The organism is Pseudomonas sp. GD03842 (genome assembly GCF_029841165.1).
Lineage (GTDB): Bacteria > Pseudomonadota > Gammaproteobacteria > Pseudomonadales > Pseudomonadaceae > Aquipseudomonas.
Map to the genome: position 1 here is coordinate 146,467 of NZ_JAOCEA010000004.1, position 19,814 is coordinate 166,280.

General features: G+C 58.6%; 17 protein-coding genes and 1 pseudogene. 12 read left to right on the forward strand and 6 right to left on the reverse strand.

Translation table 11 applies throughout. The features are described from left to right. Positions 1-47 precede the first annotated feature (47 nt). The 3 genes from alg8 to yaaA form a co-directional block, all read right to left on the reverse strand. Positions 48-1,529: a mannuronan synthase gene (alg8, locus tag N5D61_RS07770; protein ID WP_279891833.1), complete on the reverse strand. Its 1,482-nt coding sequence runs from the start codon at positions 1,527-1,529 to the stop codon at positions 48-50. Between the two features lie 128 nt (positions 1,530-1,657). Continuing rightward, positions 1,658-2,974 (reverse strand): nucleotide sugar dehydrogenase, encoded by a 1,317-nt coding sequence (locus tag N5D61_RS07775; RefSeq protein WP_108236814.1) that lies wholly within the window; start codon positions 2,972-2,974, stop codon positions 1,658-1,660. Between the two features lie 907 nt (positions 2,975-3,881). Then, a complete protein-coding gene (gene yaaA, locus N5D61_RS07780; RefSeq protein ID WP_279891835.1) occupies positions 3,882-4,661 on the reverse strand; it encodes a peroxide stress protein YaaA in 780 nt (259 codons plus the stop codon). Between the two features lie 183 nt (positions 4,662-4,844). On the opposite strand from yaaA, the pseudogene N5D61_RS07785 reads away from it, so the two are divergent. From N5D61_RS07785 to moaE, 5 genes and pseudogenes are all read left to right on the forward strand, one after another. Next, positions 4,845-5,951 (forward strand): annotated as a pseudogene (locus N5D61_RS07785) (polysaccharide deacetylase family protein); the annotation flags it as partial. A gap of 468 nt (positions 5,952-6,419) precedes the next feature. Next, positions 6,420-7,814 (forward strand): PhoH family protein, encoded by a 1,395-nt coding sequence (locus N5D61_RS07790; protein ID WP_108236816.1) that lies wholly within the window; start codon positions 6,420-6,422, stop codon positions 7,812-7,814. Between the two features lie 179 nt (positions 7,815-7,993). Then, positions 7,994-8,479: a cyclic pyranopterin monophosphate synthase MoaC gene (gene moaC, locus N5D61_RS07795; RefSeq protein WP_108236817.1), complete on the forward strand. Its 486-nt coding sequence runs from the start codon at positions 7,994-7,996 to the stop codon at positions 8,477-8,479. A gap of 2 nt (positions 8,480-8,481) precedes the next feature. Beyond that, a complete protein-coding gene (locus N5D61_RS07800; protein ID WP_108237037.1) occupies positions 8,482-8,727 on the forward strand; it encodes a MoaD/ThiS family protein in 246 nt (81 codons plus the stop codon). A gap of 2 nt (positions 8,728-8,729) precedes the next feature. Continuing rightward, positions 8,730-9,191 carry a molybdopterin synthase catalytic subunit MoaE gene (gene moaE / locus N5D61_RS07805; protein WP_108236818.1) on the forward strand — a complete coding sequence of 154 codons (462 nt, stop codon included), beginning with the start codon at positions 8,730-8,732 and terminating at the stop codon, positions 9,189-9,191. A gap of 110 nt (positions 9,192-9,301) precedes the next feature. On the opposite strand, the gene rhlB is transcribed toward moaE, so the two are convergent. Together rhlB and N5D61_RS07815 are read right to left on the reverse strand one after the other, a co-directional pair. Next, positions 9,302-10,765: an ATP-dependent RNA helicase RhlB gene (gene rhlB, locus N5D61_RS07810; protein ID WP_279891837.1), complete on the reverse strand. Its 1,464-nt coding sequence runs from the start codon at positions 10,763-10,765 to the stop codon at positions 9,302-9,304. 108 nt (positions 10,766-10,873) lie between these two features. Then, entirely contained in the window at positions 10,874-11,530 is a 657-nt protein-coding gene (locus tag N5D61_RS07815; RefSeq protein WP_279891839.1) for an alpha/beta hydrolase, read from the reverse strand. A gap of 488 nt (positions 11,531-12,018) precedes the next feature. On the opposite strand from N5D61_RS07815, the gene N5D61_RS07820 reads away from it, so the two are divergent. The 7 genes from N5D61_RS07820 (at position 12,019) to N5D61_RS07850 (ending at position 18,745) form a co-directional block, all read left to right on the forward strand. Continuing rightward, positions 12,019-13,050 (forward strand): amino acid ABC transporter substrate-binding protein, encoded by a 1,032-nt coding sequence (locus N5D61_RS07820; protein WP_108236821.1) that lies wholly within the window; start codon positions 12,019-12,021, stop codon positions 13,048-13,050. Positions 13,051-13,116: 66 nt separating this feature from the next. Then, positions 13,117-14,298 carry an amino acid ABC transporter permease gene (locus N5D61_RS07825; protein WP_279891843.1) on the forward strand — a complete coding sequence of 394 codons (1,182 nt, stop codon included), beginning with the start codon at positions 13,117-13,119 and terminating at the stop codon, positions 14,296-14,298. Positions 14,299-14,308: 10 nt separating this feature from the next. Then, positions 14,309-15,406 carry an amino acid ABC transporter permease gene (locus N5D61_RS07830; protein ID WP_108236823.1) on the forward strand — a complete coding sequence of 366 codons (1,098 nt, stop codon included), beginning with the start codon at positions 14,309-14,311 and terminating at the stop codon, positions 15,404-15,406. A 10-nt stretch (positions 15,407-15,416) separates the two neighbouring features. Further along, entirely contained in the window at positions 15,417-16,181 is a 765-nt protein-coding gene (locus N5D61_RS07835) for an amino acid ABC transporter ATP-binding protein (RefSeq protein WP_062386562.1), read from the forward strand. Positions 16,182-16,482: 301 nt separating this feature from the next. Beyond that, the gene (locus N5D61_RS07840) at positions 16,483-17,790 is read left to right on the forward strand and encodes a CynX/NimT family MFS transporter (RefSeq protein ID WP_108236824.1); all 1,308 of its coding nucleotides are present in this window, start codon (positions 16,483-16,485) and stop codon (positions 17,788-17,790) included. A gap of 89 nt (positions 17,791-17,879) precedes the next feature. Further along, positions 17,880-18,365: a nuclear transport factor 2 family protein gene (locus tag N5D61_RS07845; protein ID WP_279891847.1), complete on the forward strand. Its 486-nt coding sequence runs from the start codon at positions 17,880-17,882 to the stop codon at positions 18,363-18,365. A gap of 47 nt (positions 18,366-18,412) precedes the next feature. Beyond that, on the forward strand, positions 18,413-18,745 hold the full coding sequence (locus tag N5D61_RS07850; RefSeq protein WP_279891849.1) for a GIY-YIG nuclease family protein: 333 nt from the start codon (positions 18,413-18,415) through the stop codon (positions 18,743-18,745). Here N5D61_RS07850 and N5D61_RS07855 read toward each other — a convergent pair. Next, positions 18,729-19,679 (reverse strand): hypothetical protein, encoded by a 951-nt coding sequence (locus tag N5D61_RS07855; protein WP_279891851.1) that lies wholly within the window; start codon positions 19,677-19,679, stop codon positions 18,729-18,731. The two genes, N5D61_RS07850 and N5D61_RS07855, sit on opposite strands and share 17 nt — an antisense overlap. Positions 19,680-19,814 lie beyond the last annotated feature (135 nt).

The following is a 19,814-nucleotide window of genomic DNA, read 5'->3' on the forward strand; positions in this document are numbered from 1 at the left end:
AATCGGTTGATCCATACGTGTTGTCAGAGCGCTGCTCAAAAGCCTTTTCATACCAACGTCAGCAGCACGGCAACGAAGATGCTGCCCGCCGAGAAAGTCATGGTTCGGGAAGACCAGGTGTTGAACCATTGTTGAAAGCTGGCCAGGTCCCGTTTCAGAGCGGTGGGCTGGCGGGTCCAGGATTGTTTGTCGAGGCGGAAGAACACGTAGATCTTCATCAGTGCGCCGACAATCTGGTTGTAATAGAGGATCACTGGATAGGCCGGGCCGATGCGGTGCCCGCTGCACGACAGCAGCAGGGTGAGGATCAGGCGGGTGATGCCGATCCACAGCAAGTAGGCCAGCAAAAATGCAATGCCGTATTTGAAGCTGGCCAACAGGGCGACGGTCAGGCCGAGAATGGATGTCCACATCGACACGCGCTGGTCGAACAGCACGATGCTGGTGAATACGCCCAAGCGGCGGACACCGAGCCCCAGCGCACGGGAGTTCTGGCGCAGGTTGTTGCCGTACCAGCGGTACATGAGCTTGCGGCTGGCCTTGAGGAAACTCTTTTCGGGCGGGTGCTCGACGGTGTTGATCGCCGCATCGGGCACGTAGAACGTGTCGTAACCCAGACGCATCAGGCTGAACCAGCTGGATTTGTCGTCACCGGTCAAGAACTTGAAACGACCCAGACGCCAATGCTGCAGCGAGTCGCTTTCGACGTCGGCGATGAAGTCAGGATTGGTCACCACACTGGCGCGGAATACGGACATCCGGCCGGTCATGGTCAACACGCGCTTGGACAGGGCCATGGAGCACATGTTGATGTGACGCTGGGCGAAGCGCAGCTTGTGCCACTCGCTCATGATGTAGCCGCCACGCACTTCGCAGAATTCGTTGGTGGTCAGGCCGCCGACGTTGCCGAACAACTGGAACCAGGGCACGGTTTTTTTCACCACGCCTTCGGCCAGAACGGTGTCGCCGTCAATCACGGCAACCACGGCACGGTCATCGGGCATGTGGCGGGAAATGGCGCGGAAGCCGTACGCCAGCCCGTCGCGCTTGCCGGTACCGGCGATGCGCACGAAGTCCAGGGTGACATGGGCGGGAGGGTTGTACTTGGCCCAGAGTGACTTGACCAGCAACTCATCGGACCTTTCCACCAACGAGCAGACGACCGTGGTTGGAAAGCCACAGGCGATCGCCTCTTGAATGACCGAGCTGTATACCTGGGCGGTGGTCAGCGCATCGATACGGAAGCTGGTGACCATCAGGAACACGTGAGACGGATCGGCCGCCTTGCCCAACTTGCGCACCTTGCGGCGAAGATGCGGGTAGACGATGTAGAGAAAAATCATGCCGCGCACAAAGTGCGTTGCGCCCATCGAATAACGCCAGATGCCGACGATACCGACGAGAAAAATAAAGTCTTTCGACTGCGAGTCGAACAGCGATTTCGGCAGGGCCATCGCAATGACCGCCAGCAAACACAAGTAAAACAGCCAACCTGCGGCTTGAAGAAAGGCGTGTCTGAGCCCGTTCATAATCTGCATCCCTAAAAAACAGTTGCAAGCCGCAAGCTTCAAGCCTCGAGCCCAGGCAGAACGCGCTGGACTCGAGACCTGGAGCAGGCTCTTGACGTGTCGCTTGAAACTTGCAGCTTGCGGCTGCGTTACCAGCAGATGCCTTCGGTCTGGCCGTCTTCGCTGGTGGTGCCTTTCATGAAGCCCACCAGGTCGATGACTTTCTTGCCGGCTGGCGCGTTGTTGGCCAGTTCGCGGAAGCGCTCATCGCGGTTGCCCAGGATGATGACGTCGGAGTTGTCGATCACTGCGTCGAAGTCGGAATTGAGCAGCGATGACACGTGAGGGATCTTGGACTCGATGTAATCCTTGTTTGCACCGTGAACGCGGGCGTACTCGACGTTTGCGTCGTAGATGCTCAGATCGAAGCCTTTCCCGATCAGCATTTCGGCCAGTTCGACCAGTGGGCTTTCGCGCAGGTCATCGGTGCCCGCCTTGAAGCTCAGGCCCATCAGCGCCACTTTGCGCGTGTCGGCGGCGGCGACGATGTCGAACGCGTTCTGTACCTGCGACACGTTGCTGCGCATCAGCGAGTTGAGCAGGGGGGCTTCGACGTCCAGCGAGCTGGCACGGTAGGTCAGGGCGCGAACGTCTTTCGGCAGGCAGGAGCCGCCGAACGCGAAGCCAGGGCGCATGTAGTACTGGGACAGGTTCAGCGCCTTGTCCTGGCAGACCACGTCCATCACTTCGCGGCCATCGACGCCGACCGCTTTGGCGATGTTGCCGATTTCGTTGGCGAAAGTGACTTTGGTGGCATGCCAGACGTTGCAGGTGTACTTGATCATCTCGGCGACCGCGATGTCCTTGCGGATGATCGGAGCATCGAGCTCTTCGTACAGCGATTGCAGAACGTCGCCGGAGGCTTTGTCGAACTCGCCGATGACGGTCATCGGTGGATGGTCGTAGTCTTTGATCGCGGTGCTTTCACGCAGGAATTCGGGGTTGACGGCAACGCCGAAATCTACGCCGGCTTTCTTGCCCGAGCAGTCTTCCAGAATCGGGATGACCACGTTGGCAACGGTGCCTGGCAGCACGGTGCTGCGCACGACGATGGTGTGGCGCGAGGTCTTTTCGCGGAGCACGAAACCGATTTCGCGGCAGACGGATTCGATGAAGTCCAGTTCCAGATCGCCGTTCTTCTTGCTTGGCGTGCCGACGCAGATCATCGACAGGTCAGTGGCACGAATGGCCTCGGAAAAATCAGTCGTTCCGCGCAGTCGGCCGGTCTTGATACCGTCCTCCAGAAGCTCGCCCAAGCCTGGCTCCACAATCGGAGATTTACCCTGGTTGATCAGATCGATCTTGGCGCTGGAAATGTCCACACCGACCACATCATGACCACGCGCCGAGAGGCAACCAGCACAGACTGCACCGACATAGCCCAAACCAAAGATGCTAATACGCATCGTAATCTCCTCGATTTTTATGCCATTTAGTTGGCTGGATATAAGAACTTTCTTACATGCTTCGCGCACTCGTTCGCACGGCACGTTAATGTCGTGATACAAGCACAGGCAGAATTTAAAGTTGAGCGGCCTGAATATATGAGGCGGGCTCTAATACTAACGATTACACGCGTCGAGTAACCCATACATAGTTGTATGCGTTCCCGATCTGGGATATGGCATAGCACTCCAGCGGGTGTTTGCGAGTCCCTGGCGGGCCTCTGGACCAGGGCTTTGGGCCATGATGCAGTCTTGCCTCGCTCGTCAGTGGCTAAAGGCACCCTTTTGGTGCTTGCTCGTTTAACTCAACTAGTTTGGTGCGTTCTCTCCTTGCACGAACCATTTAGACGAAGTGCCTAACTATGTTGAACCTCAACTTCCAGATCTATCGCTAGTCCTTGTAAGAGATGTCTCACAGAGGGGGCGAGAATTGTTACGGGATGTAGGAACGCAAGGTTTCCCCAGAAGTTCCTGGCCGTCTGTCCTCTTTTTGAGATTTTTTGAAACACTGCGTCGATGTTTGATGGTTGCACTTTGATAGCACTTACCGTTTCCCCCTTTATCTAGAAGGGGTTGGCCCTAGTTAGGGCAAAAGTGCCACTAGTGAAAATCTGGAGACGAATGGTGGGCAATCCCAGTGTTAAATTTTTGAGAAAAAGTTCGGGGACCTGCGCCATGACTGTTTATTGGCGGCGAGCTTCTGACGCCTGCGCCGTTCGTCTGGCATAAACGGCAAAACGGAACTTCAGCGCTTGGCACTTTAGAAGAAAGAAGGGGAATGATGGTGATGGCCGCTCTAGTGCGTGTGTCGGGAGCAGGGATTTTGCGAGGAGGGTGCGCCACGCTTGGACGCACCTGCTCGGAGCGGCTAGGCGTCGGCCTCATCCCGCAGAAACACCAGCTTGTCCGCGCTCGATAGCGATTTGGCGAACCGATAGCCCTGTACATCGAACTGCTTTAAATGTTCGGGCTTTTCGATACGCTCGCTGATCACGAAGCGGCTCATCATCCCGCGGGCTTTTTTGGCGTAAAAGCTAATGATTTTGTACTGCCCGTTTTTCTGGTCACGGAATTCAGTGTCGATGACGCGGGCTTTGAGGGCCGGGCGTTTGACGGCGGAGAAATATTCGTTGGATGCGAGGTTGAGCAAGACGTCGTCGCCTTGTTCAGCCAGCGCCTCGTTGAGCCATTCGCTGATGAGTGTGCCCCAGAAGGCATAGAGGTCTTTGCCGCGGGCGTTGGCCAGTTTAGTGCCCATTTCCAGGCGATAGGGCTGCATCAGGTCCAATGGTCGCAGCAGCCCGTAGAGACCGGAGAGCATGCGCAGGTGCTGTTGGGCGTAATCGAGGTCGCTGTCGGCGAGGGTTTCGGCGTCGAGGCCGGTGTAAACGTCGCCTTTGAAGGCGAGGATGGCTTGCTTGGCATTCTCAGGGGTGAAGGCCGGGGTCCAACTGCCGAAGCGTGCGGCGTTGAGGCCGGAGAGTTTTTCGGACAGGTGCATCAGTTCACCGATTTGCATCGGGGTCAGTTCGCGCAATTGGGTGATCAGTTCTTGAGAGTGATCCAGGTACTGCGGCTGGGTAAAGCGCTCGGTGGTCGGGGGCGTTTCGAAATCGAGGGTTTTCGCTGGGGATATCACCATCAGCATGGGGTCGTCTCCTTTGATCGTGGGGCGATTCTAGGGGTTGTGCGTGACTGACTCCAGCTATGGTGGCGATAGCCCTGTGGGCTGAAGGCCGTTTCTGTTCGCTACTGCGGCTGGCCTTGGCCAAATCCGCTATAGTGCCCCGCTGGTTTTGGCCTCTTCGTTCAAGGATTGGGAGCACGTGGCTTGCGCAAGCTGTTATTGATCGGTGCCTGTCTGATGGGCCTCAATGCTCACGCCGCTACCGGTGATATCGCCATCATCGACCGCAGCGTCTGGCCTGAAGCGTTGGACACGCCGCAGTTATTCGATGTCGCCTCCCGCGCGCAGATCCTCAGCTTCGCCCATCAATTGTTCGAGAGCGAGGGCCTTGGCGATACACAGCTCGCTGATCGGTTGGGCTTGAGGCAGATCAACATTCAGACGATCAACGTCGTGCGCACGCGCTTGTGGACCCGTCTGTTCGAAAACTGGAAAGCCGCTGAAAAATCCTGCGAAGCAGACGCCTCTTTCTGTGTGCTGGTGGACGATGTCCCGATGCTGCGACAGCGCGCGAGTGAATACAAAGTCGCCGATGACTCCTTTTATGCGCCTTGGGCAGCACCCGCCGATGCCTTCAACCAGCGCTACCTCAATGAGCTGCTGCGCATGGCGGCCCTGTTTCCGCAAACCAGCAGCGAAATCGAACGCTACAACTCCGATGAGCTGAGCGGCGAGGAAATGCCGGACCGCACCTTTCTACTCAATTTCGAGAGCGGGCCGTCGGCCGTCGATGGCGCCACGGACTGGCTGGCCGACTTCATGCGGCAACAGAACATCAACGCCACGTTCTTCGTGCTGGGCAAACCGCTCCAGAGTCGGGTGCAAAACAGCACACCGCAAGCCTTGCAACGCGTATATCGCCAGCAATGCGTGGGTCTTCAGGGTTGGGAATACCGCTCACATGCGCACTGGAATGGCTGGCAAGATTCCATTGAGCGAAGCGCTGCGCTGGTGCAGCAAGTGTTGCCGGACAACTTCGTGCCGTTGTTCCGTCCTCCTTACGGGCATCGCCGGGCGGACAGCGCGACCTTTTTCCGCGAGCAGGAGCTGCGTGTTTCGCTGTGGAATATCGACTCTCAGGACGCCACGGGGCGCATCAGTGCCGAGCAGGCGGCGAATCGGGTGCTGACCCTGATGCTGTTGTGGCGTCGTGGCAACGTCGTCTTTCATGACAGTGCGGACAAAGCGCAACAAGCGGTGCCATGGCTGATGGCCAACACTGCCCAAAGCGGTATTCAGTGGGAAGACTGTCATATTTATCCACAGCAGCTGTCGGACGAAGCCGATCCCGATGAGCCTGAAGATGACGACCCTGACGAGCCCGCCGACGAGCAGGAGGAAGCGCAGGCGCCAGGCGCCGATACACAGGCTGAACAGCCCGGAAACAGGGGATAGAAGAACGGGATAGGAGAGGGCCGCGTCGAGTTTTTTCAGGATTTCCCTTCGACCGGACTTCCGACTGTAAACGGGTGTGGCGGATCCGCCAAGGGCTATTCGTCATGCTGTGAAATAAACTTCAAAATGCGCTCAAAACGCTTTTTCATGTCATCGGTTTTGCGGTATTACGACAACAGACCGCCGAACCCTGCAACACAGGTGGCGTCACCCAGACCCCACTTTGCGCATTTCTCTCCTGCCTTAAGGTGAGAACCTCGGCGGCCTTCAGGCGCGGCATCGTCAGTGTGCCGCGTTATCTGGCGACTACAAAGGTGAGCGAGTATGGATGACCACGGACGCAGCCCTTCCTTTAACCAGCCAATCCTCTACGTGCTCGATACCAATGTCCTGATTCACGATCCAAACGCACTGCTGAATTTCGAAGAACATCACGTTGCACTCCCCATGACGGTCCTGGAAGAACTGGACAAGCTCAAGGCGGGCAAGCACTCGGTCGCCGCTGAATGCCGCCAGGCGATTCGGCTGATCGACAAGACACTCGGCGAAGCGACCCCGGAGGAGGTCGAGCGAGGCGTACCCATCGATCGGGGTACGGGGGTGTTCAAGGGTTATCTGTCCATCCTGATGAACAAGCGTGAAGAGCCTAACAGCCTTCTGCCCGAGCACCTGAACGACAACATCATCATCAACCAGTTGATCGACCTGCATGCACGTAAAAAGGACACGCGCATCGTGCTGGTCACCAAAGACATCAACATGCGCCTCAAGGCGCGCGCCTGTGGTATCGCGGCCGAGGACTACAGCACTGACCAGTTGGTCGATGACGTGTCCTTGCTGTCCCGCGGCTACCATACGCTGAGCGGTTCATTCTGGGATCGCGTGAGCAAGGTCGACACCCGGCAGGATCACGGGCGGACCTGGCACAAAGTGCAGATGAACGAGCAGATACCGGCCGTGCACATCAATGAATTCATCATCGATGAGCAGGGGTTCGTCGGATGGGTCAAGGGAGTGAAGGCCGATGAAATCGTGTTGCTGGACATGCACCAGGAGCCGCTGCTGCATCAGGAAGCCTGGGGGCTGAAACCTCGTGACATTTATCAGGGGCTGGCGCTGTTTGCCTTGCTGGACCCAGACATTCACCTGGTCAACCTGTCTGGCGCCGCGGGCTCGGGCAAGACCATTCTGGCACTGGCCGCTGCCATCGAGCAGACCATGGTCAGCAAACGTTACCGCCGCATCATCGCCACCCGCAGTGTGCAAGGGCTGGACCAGGAAATCGGCTTTTTGCCGGGCACCGAAGCGGAGAAGATGGAGCCATGGCTGGGCGCGATCACCGATAACCTGGAAGCACTGCACATGGATGACGAAAACACCCATGGCAGTGTCGATTACATCCTCAGCAAGGTGCCGTTGCAGTTCAAGTCCCTCAACTACATTCGAGGCCGCAGTTTCCAGCAAAGCCTGATCCTGATCGACGAATGCCAGAACCTCACCCCGCATCAGATGAAAACCATCATCACCCGTGCCGGTGCCGGTTCCAAGGTGGTCTGCCTGGGTAACCTGGCGCAGATCGACACCCCTTACCTGTCGGCCACGAGTTCAGGGCTGACCTACTTGACGGAGCGCTTCAAGGATTTCCCCAACGGCGTGCACATCACTCTGCAAGGGGTGCCACGCTCCATACTGGCCGAGTATGCAGAGAGTCATTTGTAAGGCTCAAAACGGCTTGACGATTAACCTGTAGGAACGCGCTTGCCCGCGATTTGCGCAGTGTCAAACGACGAAAGTGTCGCTGACGCACCGTAGTCGCGGGCAAGCGCGCTTCCACAATCGGAAAGCCGCACCTCTGCGTTTGGGTTTACAATCCCGACTCCTGGTCCCGGAGCCATCCTGTGCTTACCCATCTCGATTCCCAAGGCCGCGCCAACATGGTCGACGTCACTGACAAGGCGGTGACGTCCCGTGAAGCCGTGGCCGAAGCGCGCGTGCGCATGTTGCCTGAAACGCTGCAAATGATCGTCGACGGTGCTCATCCAAAAGGGGATGTATTTGCCGTCGCGCGAATCGCAGGTATCCAGGCAGCGAAGAAAACCAGTGACCTGATCCCCTTGTGCCATCCCCTGATGCTGACCAGCGTCAAGGTGGAGCTCAATGCAGAAGGCGCCGATACCGTTCACATCGTTTCCCGCTGCAAGCTGTCTGGGCAGACCGGTGTGGAAATGGAGGCGCTGACCGCTGCCAGTGTCGCTGCGCTGACCCTCTACGACATGTGCAAGGCGGTCGACCGTGGCATGGTCATCGAGCACATCCGGCTGCTAGAGAAGCTGGGCGGCAAGAGTGGCCATTTCGTTGCCGGTGACGCGGAGGGGGCAAGATGAGCATTCATGTTCAGGTCCAATACTTCGCCCGTTTCCGCGAAACATTGGGCGTGGAGAGCGAGACCCTCGACGGTGCTTTCGCTACGGTGGATGCCGTGCGGCAACATTTGCTGCAACGCGGCGGCGTCTGGGACGTGCTGAGCGAGCAAAGCATCATGTGCGCTCGCAATCAGGAATTGTGCTCGCTGAGTGAACCGGTCGAGCAGGGTGATGAAGTGGCGTTTTTCCCGACCGTGACCGGAGGCTGATCATGGCGATTCGTGTGCAGGCTGCGGCGTTCGATCCGGGCGCCGAAGTCAATGCGATGCACGATGCCAATGTTGGCGTCGGCGCAGTGGTGAGCTTCGTGGGCTACGTGCGCGATTTCAACGAGGGTCGCGACGTGGCGGGCATGTTCCTCGAGCATTATCCAGGCATGACGGAAAAGGCCCTGTCGCGGATTGTCGAGGAAGCCCGGCAGCGTTGGCCGTTGTTGAAAATAGAGGTGCTGCACCGGATCGGCGAGCTGCAACCAGGCGAGCCGATCGTGTTCGTCGGGGTGGCCAGCGCCCATCGGCAGGCGGCGTTCGAAGCCTGTGATTTCGTGATGGACTATCTCAAAACCCGCGCGCCGTTCTGGAAGAAGGAAAACACGTCAGAAGGCCCGCGCTGGGTGGAAGGGCGGGACAGCGACCATCAGGCCGCAGAGCGGTGGAAGACTACCGAGCTTTAGCTCTCCCTTGTGTAGGAGCGCGCTCGCCCGCGATGGCGTACTGTCAGACAACTCAATCGTTGCAGACGTAACACCATCGTGGGCAAGCGCGCTCCTACAGACAGTGGGCGTTATTCAGAAGCAGGCTGTGCCTTCTGCTTACGCACCACCGCCCTCAGGAGCTCAGTGGGCGGCATTTCGCAGCTGATCTTGCGCCCGAGCTTTTCTTCGATCGCCGGCAACTGATACGAGTCGTCTTCGCCAGCAAAACTGATGGAAACGCCTTCGGCACCCGCCCGACCGGTGCGGCCGATCCGGTGTACGTAGTCGTCCGGTACTTCGGGCAGGGTGAAGTTGATCACGTGGCTGATGCCATCGATGTGGATCCCGCGCCCAGCGACGTCGGTGGCGACGAGCACGCGGATCTTGCCCTCCCGGAACCCTTCAAGGGTCTTGATGCGTTTGTGCTGCGGGACATCGCCGGAAAGCTGCGCGGCATTGACGCCGTCACGCACAAGGCGCTCCTCGATGCGGCGCACTTCGTCCTTGCGGTTGGCGAACACCATCACGCGCTCCCAGCCGTTGTCGTTGACCAGGTTGTAGAGCAGCTTGTATTTGTCCGCTGCTGCGACGGCATAGACGTGCTGCTCGACGTTGTCGCTGGCAACGTTCTCGGCTTCGATCTCGACGATCGCCGGGTTGGTCGTCCATTGTTTCGCCAGATTCATCACGTCGTCCGTGAAGGTCGCAGAAAACAGCAAAGTCTGGCGTTCGCTTTTCGGCGGCGTCTGGCGAATGATCTGACGCACTTGAGGGATGAAACCCATGTCCAGCATCCGGTCGGCCTCGTCCAGCACCATCACTTCGACCATGTCCAAATGCACTTCGCCACGCTGGTTGAAGTCCAGCAAGCGGCCTGGTGTGGCCACGAGAATGTCGCAGTGCCTGGCTTCGAGCTGTTTGAGTTGCTTGTCGAAGTCCATGCCACCGACGAATGTCATGACGTTCAACTGGGTGTATTTGGTCAGCGCGGCGGCATCCTTGGCGATCTGCACCACCAGCTCGCGGGTGGGCGCGATGATCAGCGCCCGGGGCTCGCCCATGTAACGTTCCTTTGGCGGCGGCGTCTGGGTCAATTGCGTGATGATCGAAACCAGGAACGCGGCGGTTTTTCCCGTTCCTGTCTGGGCGCGTCCGATGGCGTCCTGGCCCTTGAGGGTATAGCCCAGCACACCCGCCTGGATCGGCGTGCAGTAGGGGAAGCCCAGGTCCTGGATGGCATGCATCAGTTCGGGGGCGAGGGGGAAGTCGTGGAAGCGGGTTTTGCCTTCTTGCGGCTCAACCACGAAGTCTTCCAGTTTCCAAGGCGCCACGGTTGGCTTGGGTACGCGCTCGCGACGGGGGCGTTCGGTCTTTTGCCGTGAGGGCGCTGACTTGGCCTGTGTTTCGGCCTGCGCAGGGTTGGCGACGGGCGTCGCGGCTTCCCGGGGGGCGGCTTCAGTCGGGTTTGGAGCGGCGGGGAGGTGGACTGCTGGCGCGAGTGGCTCAGCCTCGCTCTTGCCGAACATCTTTTTAAGTGCTTTGAGCACGGTCATCTCGTCGATTGATTAAGGAGTGTACGCCGGGCAGTGTAAAGCAAGAACCCGGCGCGGCGTAGTGCCATACCAAATCCGCAGGAAAAAAGAAAGTGAAAGCGCTGGGTTTCAATGCAGCCGATCTGCGAGCCAGGCGCCTATGTCGTTAATTTCCTGCGGTAACACTTCGTGGCCCATTGGGTATTCCTGCCATGACGCGGTGACGCCTTGAGCCTTCAATTGCTCATAGGCCGTCCGTCCCATGGCGTTCTGAACCACTTCGTCGTAATGGCCATGCAAGCAATACACCGGAATGCGCTGCTGGCTCGCTGACAAGTTCATGTCATCGCTGAAGGTGGGAGCGTAGGTAGACAGCGCGAGTACACCCCCCAACGGGCCTTCCCATCGCAAGAAAGCCGCGTGTAAAACCACCGCGCCTCCTTGGGAAAAGCCCGCGAGAAAGATCCGCGCAGGGTCGATGCCGCTGTCCCGTTGCTGCTCGATCAATGCAATCACGTGCTGCGCCGAGGCTTCCAACTGATCGCGATCGATGGCCCGCGCCGGGCTCATGGCCTTGATGTCGTACCAACTCGGCATTTCGTAGCCGCCGTTGACGGTAACAGGGCGGGTAGGCGCCTGGGGCAACACGAAGCGCGTCGTGAGCAACCGCTGTTGCAGCGCTTCCGCGACGGGCATGAAGTCATAACGGTCGGCACCCAGGCCGTGCAGCCAGATGACGCAAGCATCCGCTGGTTTTTCAGGCTGGATAATCAGGGGTTCACTCATGCTTGCTCCATTTGTGTGCGATGACTTTGGCGCCATGCTTCAAGGTTGTGCGCGGTCATCGCGGTATATGAAAGAAGATGTCGCAAGGTTACAAGTTTACATCTTGACCTGTCGCTAATTTGACATTGCCACCATGATGGTACGCGCTTTGCTATAAGACCGTCGGAGTGAAGGCGCTCACCTCGGGCGGTAACACTATCAGGCCATCAATGATGCAGTCTGGTGTGACGCCGGGGCAGCACGGGGTCCGTGAAGCGGATGCCTGGCACGATTTGCCCGTAACCTCGCGTTGCGGGACATCAGGGGGCTTCAGTCCGCTTGACCCTATGGAATCCGACCGGCGCAGCAGCATGATGCCAGCGGCACGGAAAAGATCCGGGTCTCACGTCGCATGACCCAAAATCAAGCCAACACGGGTCATTAATGCCTCACAAGGGTGCGACGGGGCTAAAGCTCCTTACACAACAAAGGGCAAACTGGAGGTTTGAATGAAGATGTTGAAATCCACCCTGGCTGTAGTGGCCGCCGCAGCAGCACTCGGTGTCAGCAGTTTCGCCCAGGCGGGTGCGACACTGGACGCCATTCAGAAGAAAGGCTTCATTCAGTGCGGTGTGAGCGACGGTCTGCCGGGTTTCTCGGTGCCCGATGCAAAAGGCACCATCGTTGGTATCGACGCCGACGTTTGCCGTGCTGTAGCTGCTGCCGTGTTTGGCGATGCCAAGAAAGTCAAATTCAGCCAGTTGAACGCCAAAGAGCGTTTCACCGCGCTGCAATCGGGCGAGATTGACATCCTGTCCCGCAACACCACCTGGACCAGCTCCCGCGATGCGAGCATGGGTCTGGTGTTCCCAGGCTTCGTGACCTATTACGACGGCGTTGGCTTCCTGGCCAACAGCAAGCTGGGCGTCAAGAGCGCGAAGGAACTGGACGGTGCGACCATCTGTATTCAAGCCGGTACCACCACCGAGCTGAACGTGTCGGACTACTTCCGTTCCAACGGCCTGAAATACACCCCGATCACCTTCGACACCTCCGACGAAAGCGCCAAGTCGCTGGAATCCGGTCGTTGCGACGTACTGACCTCCGACAAATCGCAACTCTACGCACAACGCTCCAAACTGGCCTCGCCAAAAGACTACGTCGTTCTGCCTGAGACCATCTCCAAGGAGCCTCTGGCGCCGGTCGTGCGTCGCGGTGACGAAGAGTGGGCCGAGATCGTTCGCTGGGTCGGCTACGCACTGCTGAACACTGAAGAAGCAGGCGTGACCTCCAAGAACGTCGAAGCTGAAGCCAAGTCGACCAAAAACCCTGACGTCGCTCGTTTGCTGGGCGCTGACGGTGAGTACGGTCCGCAGCTGAAACTGCCGAAGGACTGGGTCGTCAAGATCGTTTCCCAAGTCGGCAACTACGGCGAAATCTTCGAGAAAAACCTGGGCAAAACCACGCCTCTGGAAATCGACCGTGGCATGAACGCCCTGTGGACCAACGGCGGCATTCAATACGCACCACCAGTACGTTGATGGACCTGTGCCCGGCCGCGTGATGCGCAGCCGGGCACTTCGTTGCATTTCTTCCGGGGCACTCCCATGCAAAATCAGATCAGCGCACCCAAGCAGAGGCTATCCCTCAGCGACCCTAAAGTGCGTGCGTGGCTATTCCAGATAATCACGGTTATCGCGGTAGTCGCGATGGGTTGGTATCTGTTCGATAACACCCAGACCAACCTGCAACACCGGGGCATCACCTCCGGTTTCGGTTTCCTTGAAAACAGTGCCGGCTTCGGCATCGCGCAACATTTGATTCCGTTCACGGAATCGGACTCCTACGCGCGGGTTTTCGTCATCGGTTTGCTCAACACGCTGCTGGTTACCTTCATCGGCGTGATTCTCGCGACGCTCCTGGGCTTCATCGTGGGGGTGGCGCGGCTGTCCAACAACTGGATCATCAACAAGCTGGCAACCGTTTACGTCGAAGTGTTCCGTAACATTCCGCCGCTGCTGCAGATCCTGTTCTGGTATTTCGCTGTCTTCCTGACCTTGCCCGGCCCTCGTGCAGCGCATGGTTTCCTGGGCTCGTTCTTCGTCAGCAGCCGTGGCTTGAATATGCCGGCCGCGATCACCAACGACGCGACCCTGCCGTTCGTGATCAGCGTTGTGCTGGCTATCGTCGCCATCGTGTTCATGGCGAAGTGGGCGAACAAGCGCTTCGACGAGACGGGCGTGCCGTTCCATAAGTTCTGGGCGGGCCTGGCGTTGTTCATCGTGATTCCAGCGTTGTGTGCACTGATCTTCGGTGCGCCCGTGCATTGGGAATTGCCGGAGCTCAAAGGCTTCAACTTCGTGGGCGGCTGGGTCCTGATCCCTGAATTGCTGGCGCTGACGCTGGCATTGACCGTTTATACCGCAGCGTTCATCGCCGAAATCGTCCGCTCGGGTATCAAGTCAGTCAGCCATGGTCAGACCGAGGCGGCTCGCTCGCTGGGCCTGCGGCCAGGGCCAACCTTGCGCAAGGTGATCATTCCACAAGCGCTGCGCGTGATCATTCCGCCGCTGACCAGCCAGTACCTCAACCTGGCGAAAAACTCTTCGCTGGCGGCCGGTATCGGTTACCCGGAAATGGTGTCGCTGTTCGCCGGTACGGTACTCAACCAGACCGGTCAGGCCATCGAAGTGATTGCCATCACCATGAGCGTCTACCTGGCGATCAGCATCAGCATCTCCTTGCTGATGAACTGGTACAACAAGCGCATTGCGCTGATCGAGCGGTGAGGACACGCGCATGACATCCCATACTTTCAAACCTGACATGCCGCCGCCGAGCAAAGTCTTCGGCCCGGTGGCATGGATCCGTCAGAACCTGTTCTCGAACTGGATCAACACCCTGCTGACGCTGTTCGCGATCTACCTGATCTGGCTGGTGGTCCCGCCGCTGTTGAGCTGGGCAATCTTCGATGCCAACTGGGTCGGTACTACGCGGGCCGACTGCACCAAGGCGGGCGCCTGCTGGGTGTTCATCGAGCAGCGCTTCGGCCAGTTCATGTACGGCTACTATCCTCAAGCGCTGCGCTGGAGGGTAGACCTGACCGTCTGGCTGGCAATCATCGGCGCTGCGCCGTTGTTTATCAAAGCAGTGCCGCGCAAGGCGATCTACGGCCTGAGTTTTCTCGTGATCTACCCGATCGTGGCGTTCTTCCTGCTGCACGGCGGGCTGTTCGGCATGGCCGAAGTGGCGACCAGCCAATGGGGCGGCCTGATGCTGACCCTGGTCATCGCCACCGTGGGTATCGCCGGTGCGCTGCCGCTGGGAGTGATTCTTGCCCTGGGGCGTCGTTCCGATTTGCCCGCGATTCGGGTGATCTGCGTCACCTTCATCGAGTTCTGGCGTGGCGTTCCGCTGATTACCGTGCTGTTCATGTCCTCGGTGATGCTGCCGCTGTTTCTGCCCGAAGGCATGAACTTCGACAAGCTGTTGCGCGCCCTGATCGGCGTGATCATGTTCCAGTCGGCCTACGTGGCCGAGGTGGTACGTGGCGGCATGCAGGCCATTCCGAAAGGCCAGTATGAGGCCGCTGCGGCCATGGGCCTGGGCTACTGGCGTCGCATGGGCCTGGTGATTTTGCCGCAAGCCCTGAAGCTGGTGATTCCGGGGCTGGTCAACACCGTGATCGCATTGTTCAAGGACACCAGTCTGGTGATCATCATCGGGCTGTTCGATCTGCTCAACAGCGTCAAACAAGCCGCCGCCGACCCGAACTGGCTCGGTATGGCAACCGAGGGCTACGTGTTCGCAGCCCTGGTGTTCTGGATCTTCTGTTTCGGTATGTCCCGCTACTCCATGCACTTGGAGCGTAAGTTGGACACAGGCCACAAGCGTTAGGAGTTAAGTGATGAGTGAAGCTATCAGCAAGCCTCTGGGCGCCGAAGGCATGATCCGGATGGAAGGCGTACACAAATGGTACGGCCAGTTCCACGTACTCAAAGACATCAACCTGAACGTGCGTCAGGGCGAGCGCATCGTCCTGTGCGGCCCGTCGGGCTCAGGTAAATCGACCACTATTCGGTGCCTCAATCGCCTGGAAGAGCACCAGCAAGGCCGCATCATCGTCGACGGCACCGAACTGACTTCAGACCTGAAGCAGATCGAGACCATCCGCCGCGAAGTCGGCATGGTGTTCCAGCACTTCAACCTGTTCCCGCACCTGACCATCCTGCAGAACTGCACGCTGGCCCCGATGTGGGTGCGCAAGATGCCGAAGAAAAAAGCCGAAGAAATCGCCATGCACTACCTTGAGCGCGTGCGCATCCCGGAACAGGCCCACAAATACCCGGGTCAGCTCTCGGGTGGTCAGCAGCAGCGCGTGGCCATCGCCCGGGCACTGTGCATGAAACCGAAGATCATGCTGTTCGACGAACCCACCTCGGCCCTTGACCCGGAAATGGTCAAAGAGGTGCTGGACACCATGGTCGGCCTGGCGGAAGAGGGCATGACCATGCTCTGCGTTACCCACGAAATGGGCTTCGCCCGCACCGTGGCCAACCGCGTGATTTTCATGGACAAAGGCGAGATCGTCGAACAGGCCGCCCCGAACGACTTCTTCGATAACCCGCAAAGCGACCGCACTAAACTGTTCCTCAGCCAGATCCTGCATTGAGTTAACAGTCGCCGTACCCAAAAGCCCGGGCCTTGTGCCCGGGTTTTTTATGACGGCTGAAAATGCACAGTTGACCTTTGTAGGAGCGCGCTTGCCCGCGACTGCGGGTGTATCAGGCAGTCTGTAGGTGTCTGCCACACCTTGGTCGCGGGCAAGCGCGCTCCTACAGGGATTGGGTTCGTTCGGGGGGCGGTGGAAACTGTACCCAATCCCCTTGAAACTTGTGTTCTTTGCCATTCTCAAACAGGATGACGTCTTTGCGCTCTGCGCTGTTACACAATCCTGCCCCCACGAGAATCCCATGACGACCAAGGCGCCGACGGCGAGCGACACGCTATCCCTTTCCCGAAAACATCACGAAATCGACGAAATGCTGATCGATGCGGAAGCTGACGACGAGCAGGTTCAACAGCATCGTCCAGTGTTGAAGCGACCGTGGTTTTTGCTGTTGGGGCTGGTGCTGGTGGCGCTGAACTTGCGCCCGGCATTGTCGAGCATGGCGCCGCTGTTGAGCGAGGTGTCGAAGAGTCTTGGGCTGTCGGCTGCCACTGCGGGCCTGCTGACGACCTTGCCCGTGCTGTGCCTGGGATTGTTTGCGCCATTGGCCCCCATTTTGGCGCGGCGTTTTGGGAGTGAGCGGGTGGTGCTTGGCATTCTGCTGACCTTGGCCTGCGGCATTCTTCTGCGCAGCTCGTTCGGCGTGGTCGGGTTGTTTACGGGGAGCATTCTGGCAGGCGCCTGCATTGGCATCATTGGCGTGTTGTTGCCCGGCATCGTAAAACGCGACTTTTCCCGTCAGGCCGGGGCCATGACCGGCGTTTACACCATGGCGCTGTGCCTCGGCGCAGCGGTTGCCGCGGGCTCGACCGTGCCCTTGAGCCATGCGTTTGGAGGCGATGTCGGCAATAGCTGGACGCTCGGGCTCGGTTTCTGGATCGTTCCAGCAGTGCTCGCGGCCGCGTTCTGGTGGCCGCAAACCCGTAACAGCCACGGCAAACACCAGGTTGCCTACCGCGTTCGGGGGCTATTTCGCGATCGGCTGGCCCGGCAAGTCACGTTGTACATGGGCCTGCAATCGTCTCTGGCCTACATTGTTTTCGGCTGGTTGCCCTCCATTCTCATCGCTCGTGGACTGACGCCGACCGAAAGCGGCCTGCTGCTCTCGGGGTCGATCATGATTCAACTGTTCAGCTCGCTGGTAGCGCCTTGGCTGGCGACGCGAGGCAAAGATCAGCGTTTGGCGATTCTTCTGGTCATGGGCCTGACCCTTGGCGGGCTGTACGGTTGCCTCTATGCCCCTGTGAGTCAGTTGTGGGTGTGGGCGGTGGTGCTCGGGCTGGGACAGGGCGGTACCTTCAGCCTGGCGTTGACCCTGATCGTCCTGCGCTCACGGGACGCCCACGTCGCTGCCAACCTGTCGAGCATGGCTCAAGGCATCGGCTACACGCTGGCCTCACTGGGGCCATTCGCGGTAGGCGTGGTGCACGACTGGACGGGTAGCTGGAGCGCAGTCGGCTGGATCTTCGGGGTGATCGGTGTGGCAGCCATCATTGCCGGACTGGGCGCAGGTCGCTCCCTGTACGTCGATGTCATCAGCGAAAAAGTGTGATTCGGGGTATTTGCCTGGCGAATGTCCGTGGCAAAACCCTGTGTTGCCGCTTATCGTGCAGGCATCTTTTCCATGGACGCCAACTTCCCATGAGCGACATCACCACGAGTGAACAGAACAAGGCACTGATCAGCCGCTTCTACGAGGCGTTCAGTCGCCTCGATGCAGAAGCCATGGCCGCCTGCTACAGCGAAGACGTGCTCTTCAGCGACCCGGTCTTCGGTGAATTGCGAGGGGCCGAGGCGGGTGATATGTGGCGAATGCTGACATCCCGTGCCCAGTCTTTTTCGGTGCACTTCGACAACGTGCGCGCTGACGAGCGTTCCGGTAGCGCGCATTGGGTCGCGACCTATCTGTTCAGCCAGACCGGACGTACCGTGGTCAACGATATACAGGCGCGGTTCGTCTTCCGGGACGGCAAGATCTGCGAACACCATGACCACTTCGACCTGTGGCGCTGGTCACGGCAGGCCCTCGGTGCGAAAGGCGCGCTGCTGGGCTGGACGCCGCTGGTGCAGAACGCCATTCGTGCACAGGCGCAAAAAGGGCTCAAGGCGTTTCAGGCGAGCCGCTGAGGCTCTGTTAGACTTCTCGCTTCTGCGAACAATGCCCTTGATGCCCGATGAACGATACGCCTGTCACTGATCTCGCATCCGAACCCACTGAGGTGAAACGGTGGTTCGTTTACTTGGTACGCGCAGCGAATGGAGCCTTGTATTGCGGCATCAGCGACGACCCTCACAAGCGCTTTGCCAAGCATCAGAGCGGCAAGGGTGCTCGCTTTTTCTTCTCAAGCCCGGCGGTCGCGCTGGTCTATATCGAAGCCTGTGCCGATAAGGGTGAGGCGCTACGTCAGGAGCGTCTGATCAAGAAACTGCGCAAGAGCGCCAAGGAGAATCTGGCCGCGCTGGGCCTTGGCGCTCATGGCGGCAGCGATGTTAATGCGCCTCAGTGATCTGGTCTTCCTGATGGAACGAGAACGGCTGGTCACTGGACAGATCCAGTCGCAGGATCGGCGCGTAGCTGTTATTGGCGATCAGTTTACGCTGGAAGTTACGTGCAGGTTGAATATTCTGGTCATAATTTGAGACGTCCAGAAAGACAGCGGAGATCATGTCTTTCAGTGAATAACCGTCGTCTACCGTCGCCATGAGCAGCTCGTTCCAATAAAAGTCGAACAAGGGATAGTGGGTCTGCATCGCGAGCGAATTTCGCCATCCGTTCTGACTGTCCACATTCCAGGAGCACTGCGTCGAGGTGCTGTAGTCTCCGAGCATGTCCCCGGTGTAGTCCATCCATTGTTCGAGCGATGTAATGCCTGCGTCTTCGCACGAACCCCACGCAAACCTGGCATTGTGATGGGGAATATCAGGTTGGAGATGAGCCTGATGGATCACTGGCTTCGCAAACCTGCTGATGCAGCCGTTATGCAGAACGTTGCCCCCTGTTGAGGCGTCCTTGGGGAACAGGCAGATAAACCCCTCATCGAAGCCTGGCAGGCCCAATCGATGACTTTCGACAGCGTTGCGAACGATAAACCCCGACCCACTCAGCAGCACCGTGGGGTGATCATCCTTGCGAAACCATGAGAACGATGCGGATCCACGAGCCATAGACGCTGGACTGTGAGTCCACGGCAAGTAGTCGCCATCGCTGGTGGCCCGGATGATCACGCCGCTGCAATAGTAAAGACCGCGCGGCAAGTTGGTGCCGATTTCCCGGCAATCATTTTGCTGAACATCGTTGAACAGTCGATTCAGGTCCGCTGCCGCTTGCTCGGACTGTTCAGCGCGGGCATTGGCGACGGTGGGCGGTTGTGGTGAGGTGACGGACGCGCAGCCATGTACCAGCGCTGTACAGATGATGAAGACAAAGCAGGCCATTTTCATGATGAACTTCCTTCCGTGGGTGTCAGTTCAAGCCTAGTTTTCTCCTGTCGAGGTGCTCGGTATTGTTTGGAAGATCTCGCGATAAGTCTGGCGCAGCATATCGCGAGTACTCGATTTGGCCGTCACGTCACTCGA

Excerpts from the sequence above, each read along its gene's own strand:
- alg8 (WP_279891833.1), bottom strand. The coding sequence starts at position 1,529 with ATGAACGGGCTCAGACACGCCTTTCTTCAAGCCGCAGGTTGGCTGTTT.
- N5D61_RS07775 (WP_108236814.1), bottom strand. The coding sequence starts at position 2,974 with ATGCGTATTAGCATCTTTGGTTTGGGCTATGTCGGTGCAGTCTGTGCT.
- yaaA (WP_279891835.1), bottom strand. The coding sequence starts at position 4,661 with ATGCTGATGGTGATATCCCCAGCGAAAACCCTCGATTTCGAAACGCCC.
- N5D61_RS07790 (WP_108236816.1), top strand. The coding sequence starts at position 6,420 with ATGGATGACCACGGACGCAGCCCTTCCTTTAACCAGCCAATCCTCTAC.
- moaE (WP_108236818.1), top strand. The coding sequence starts at position 8,730 with ATGGCGATTCGTGTGCAGGCTGCGGCGTTCGATCCGGGCGCCGAAGTC.
- rhlB (WP_279891837.1), bottom strand. The coding sequence starts at position 10,765 with ATGACCGTGCTCAAAGCACTTAAAAAGATGTTCGGCAAGAGCGAGGCT.
- N5D61_RS07815 (WP_279891839.1), bottom strand. The coding sequence starts at position 11,530 with ATGAGTGAACCCCTGATTATCCAGCCTGAAAAACCAGCGGATGCTTGC.
- N5D61_RS07820 (WP_108236821.1), top strand. The coding sequence starts at position 12,019 with ATGAAGATGTTGAAATCCACCCTGGCTGTAGTGGCCGCCGCAGCAGCA.
- N5D61_RS07825 (WP_279891843.1), top strand. The coding sequence starts at position 13,117 with ATGCAAAATCAGATCAGCGCACCCAAGCAGAGGCTATCCCTCAGCGAC.
- N5D61_RS07830 (WP_108236823.1), top strand. The coding sequence starts at position 14,309 with ATGACATCCCATACTTTCAAACCTGACATGCCGCCGCCGAGCAAAGTC.
- N5D61_RS07835 (WP_062386562.1), top strand. The coding sequence starts at position 15,417 with ATGAGTGAAGCTATCAGCAAGCCTCTGGGCGCCGAAGGCATGATCCGG.
- N5D61_RS07840 (WP_108236824.1), top strand. The coding sequence starts at position 16,483 with ATGACGACCAAGGCGCCGACGGCGAGCGACACGCTATCCCTTTCCCGA.
- N5D61_RS07845 (WP_279891847.1), top strand. The coding sequence starts at position 17,880 with ATGAGCGACATCACCACGAGTGAACAGAACAAGGCACTGATCAGCCGC.
- N5D61_RS07850 (WP_279891849.1), top strand. The coding sequence starts at position 18,413 with ATGAACGATACGCCTGTCACTGATCTCGCATCCGAACCCACTGAGGTG.
- N5D61_RS07855 (WP_279891851.1), bottom strand. The coding sequence starts at position 19,679 with ATGAAAATGGCCTGCTTTGTCTTCATCATCTGTACAGCGCTGGTACAT.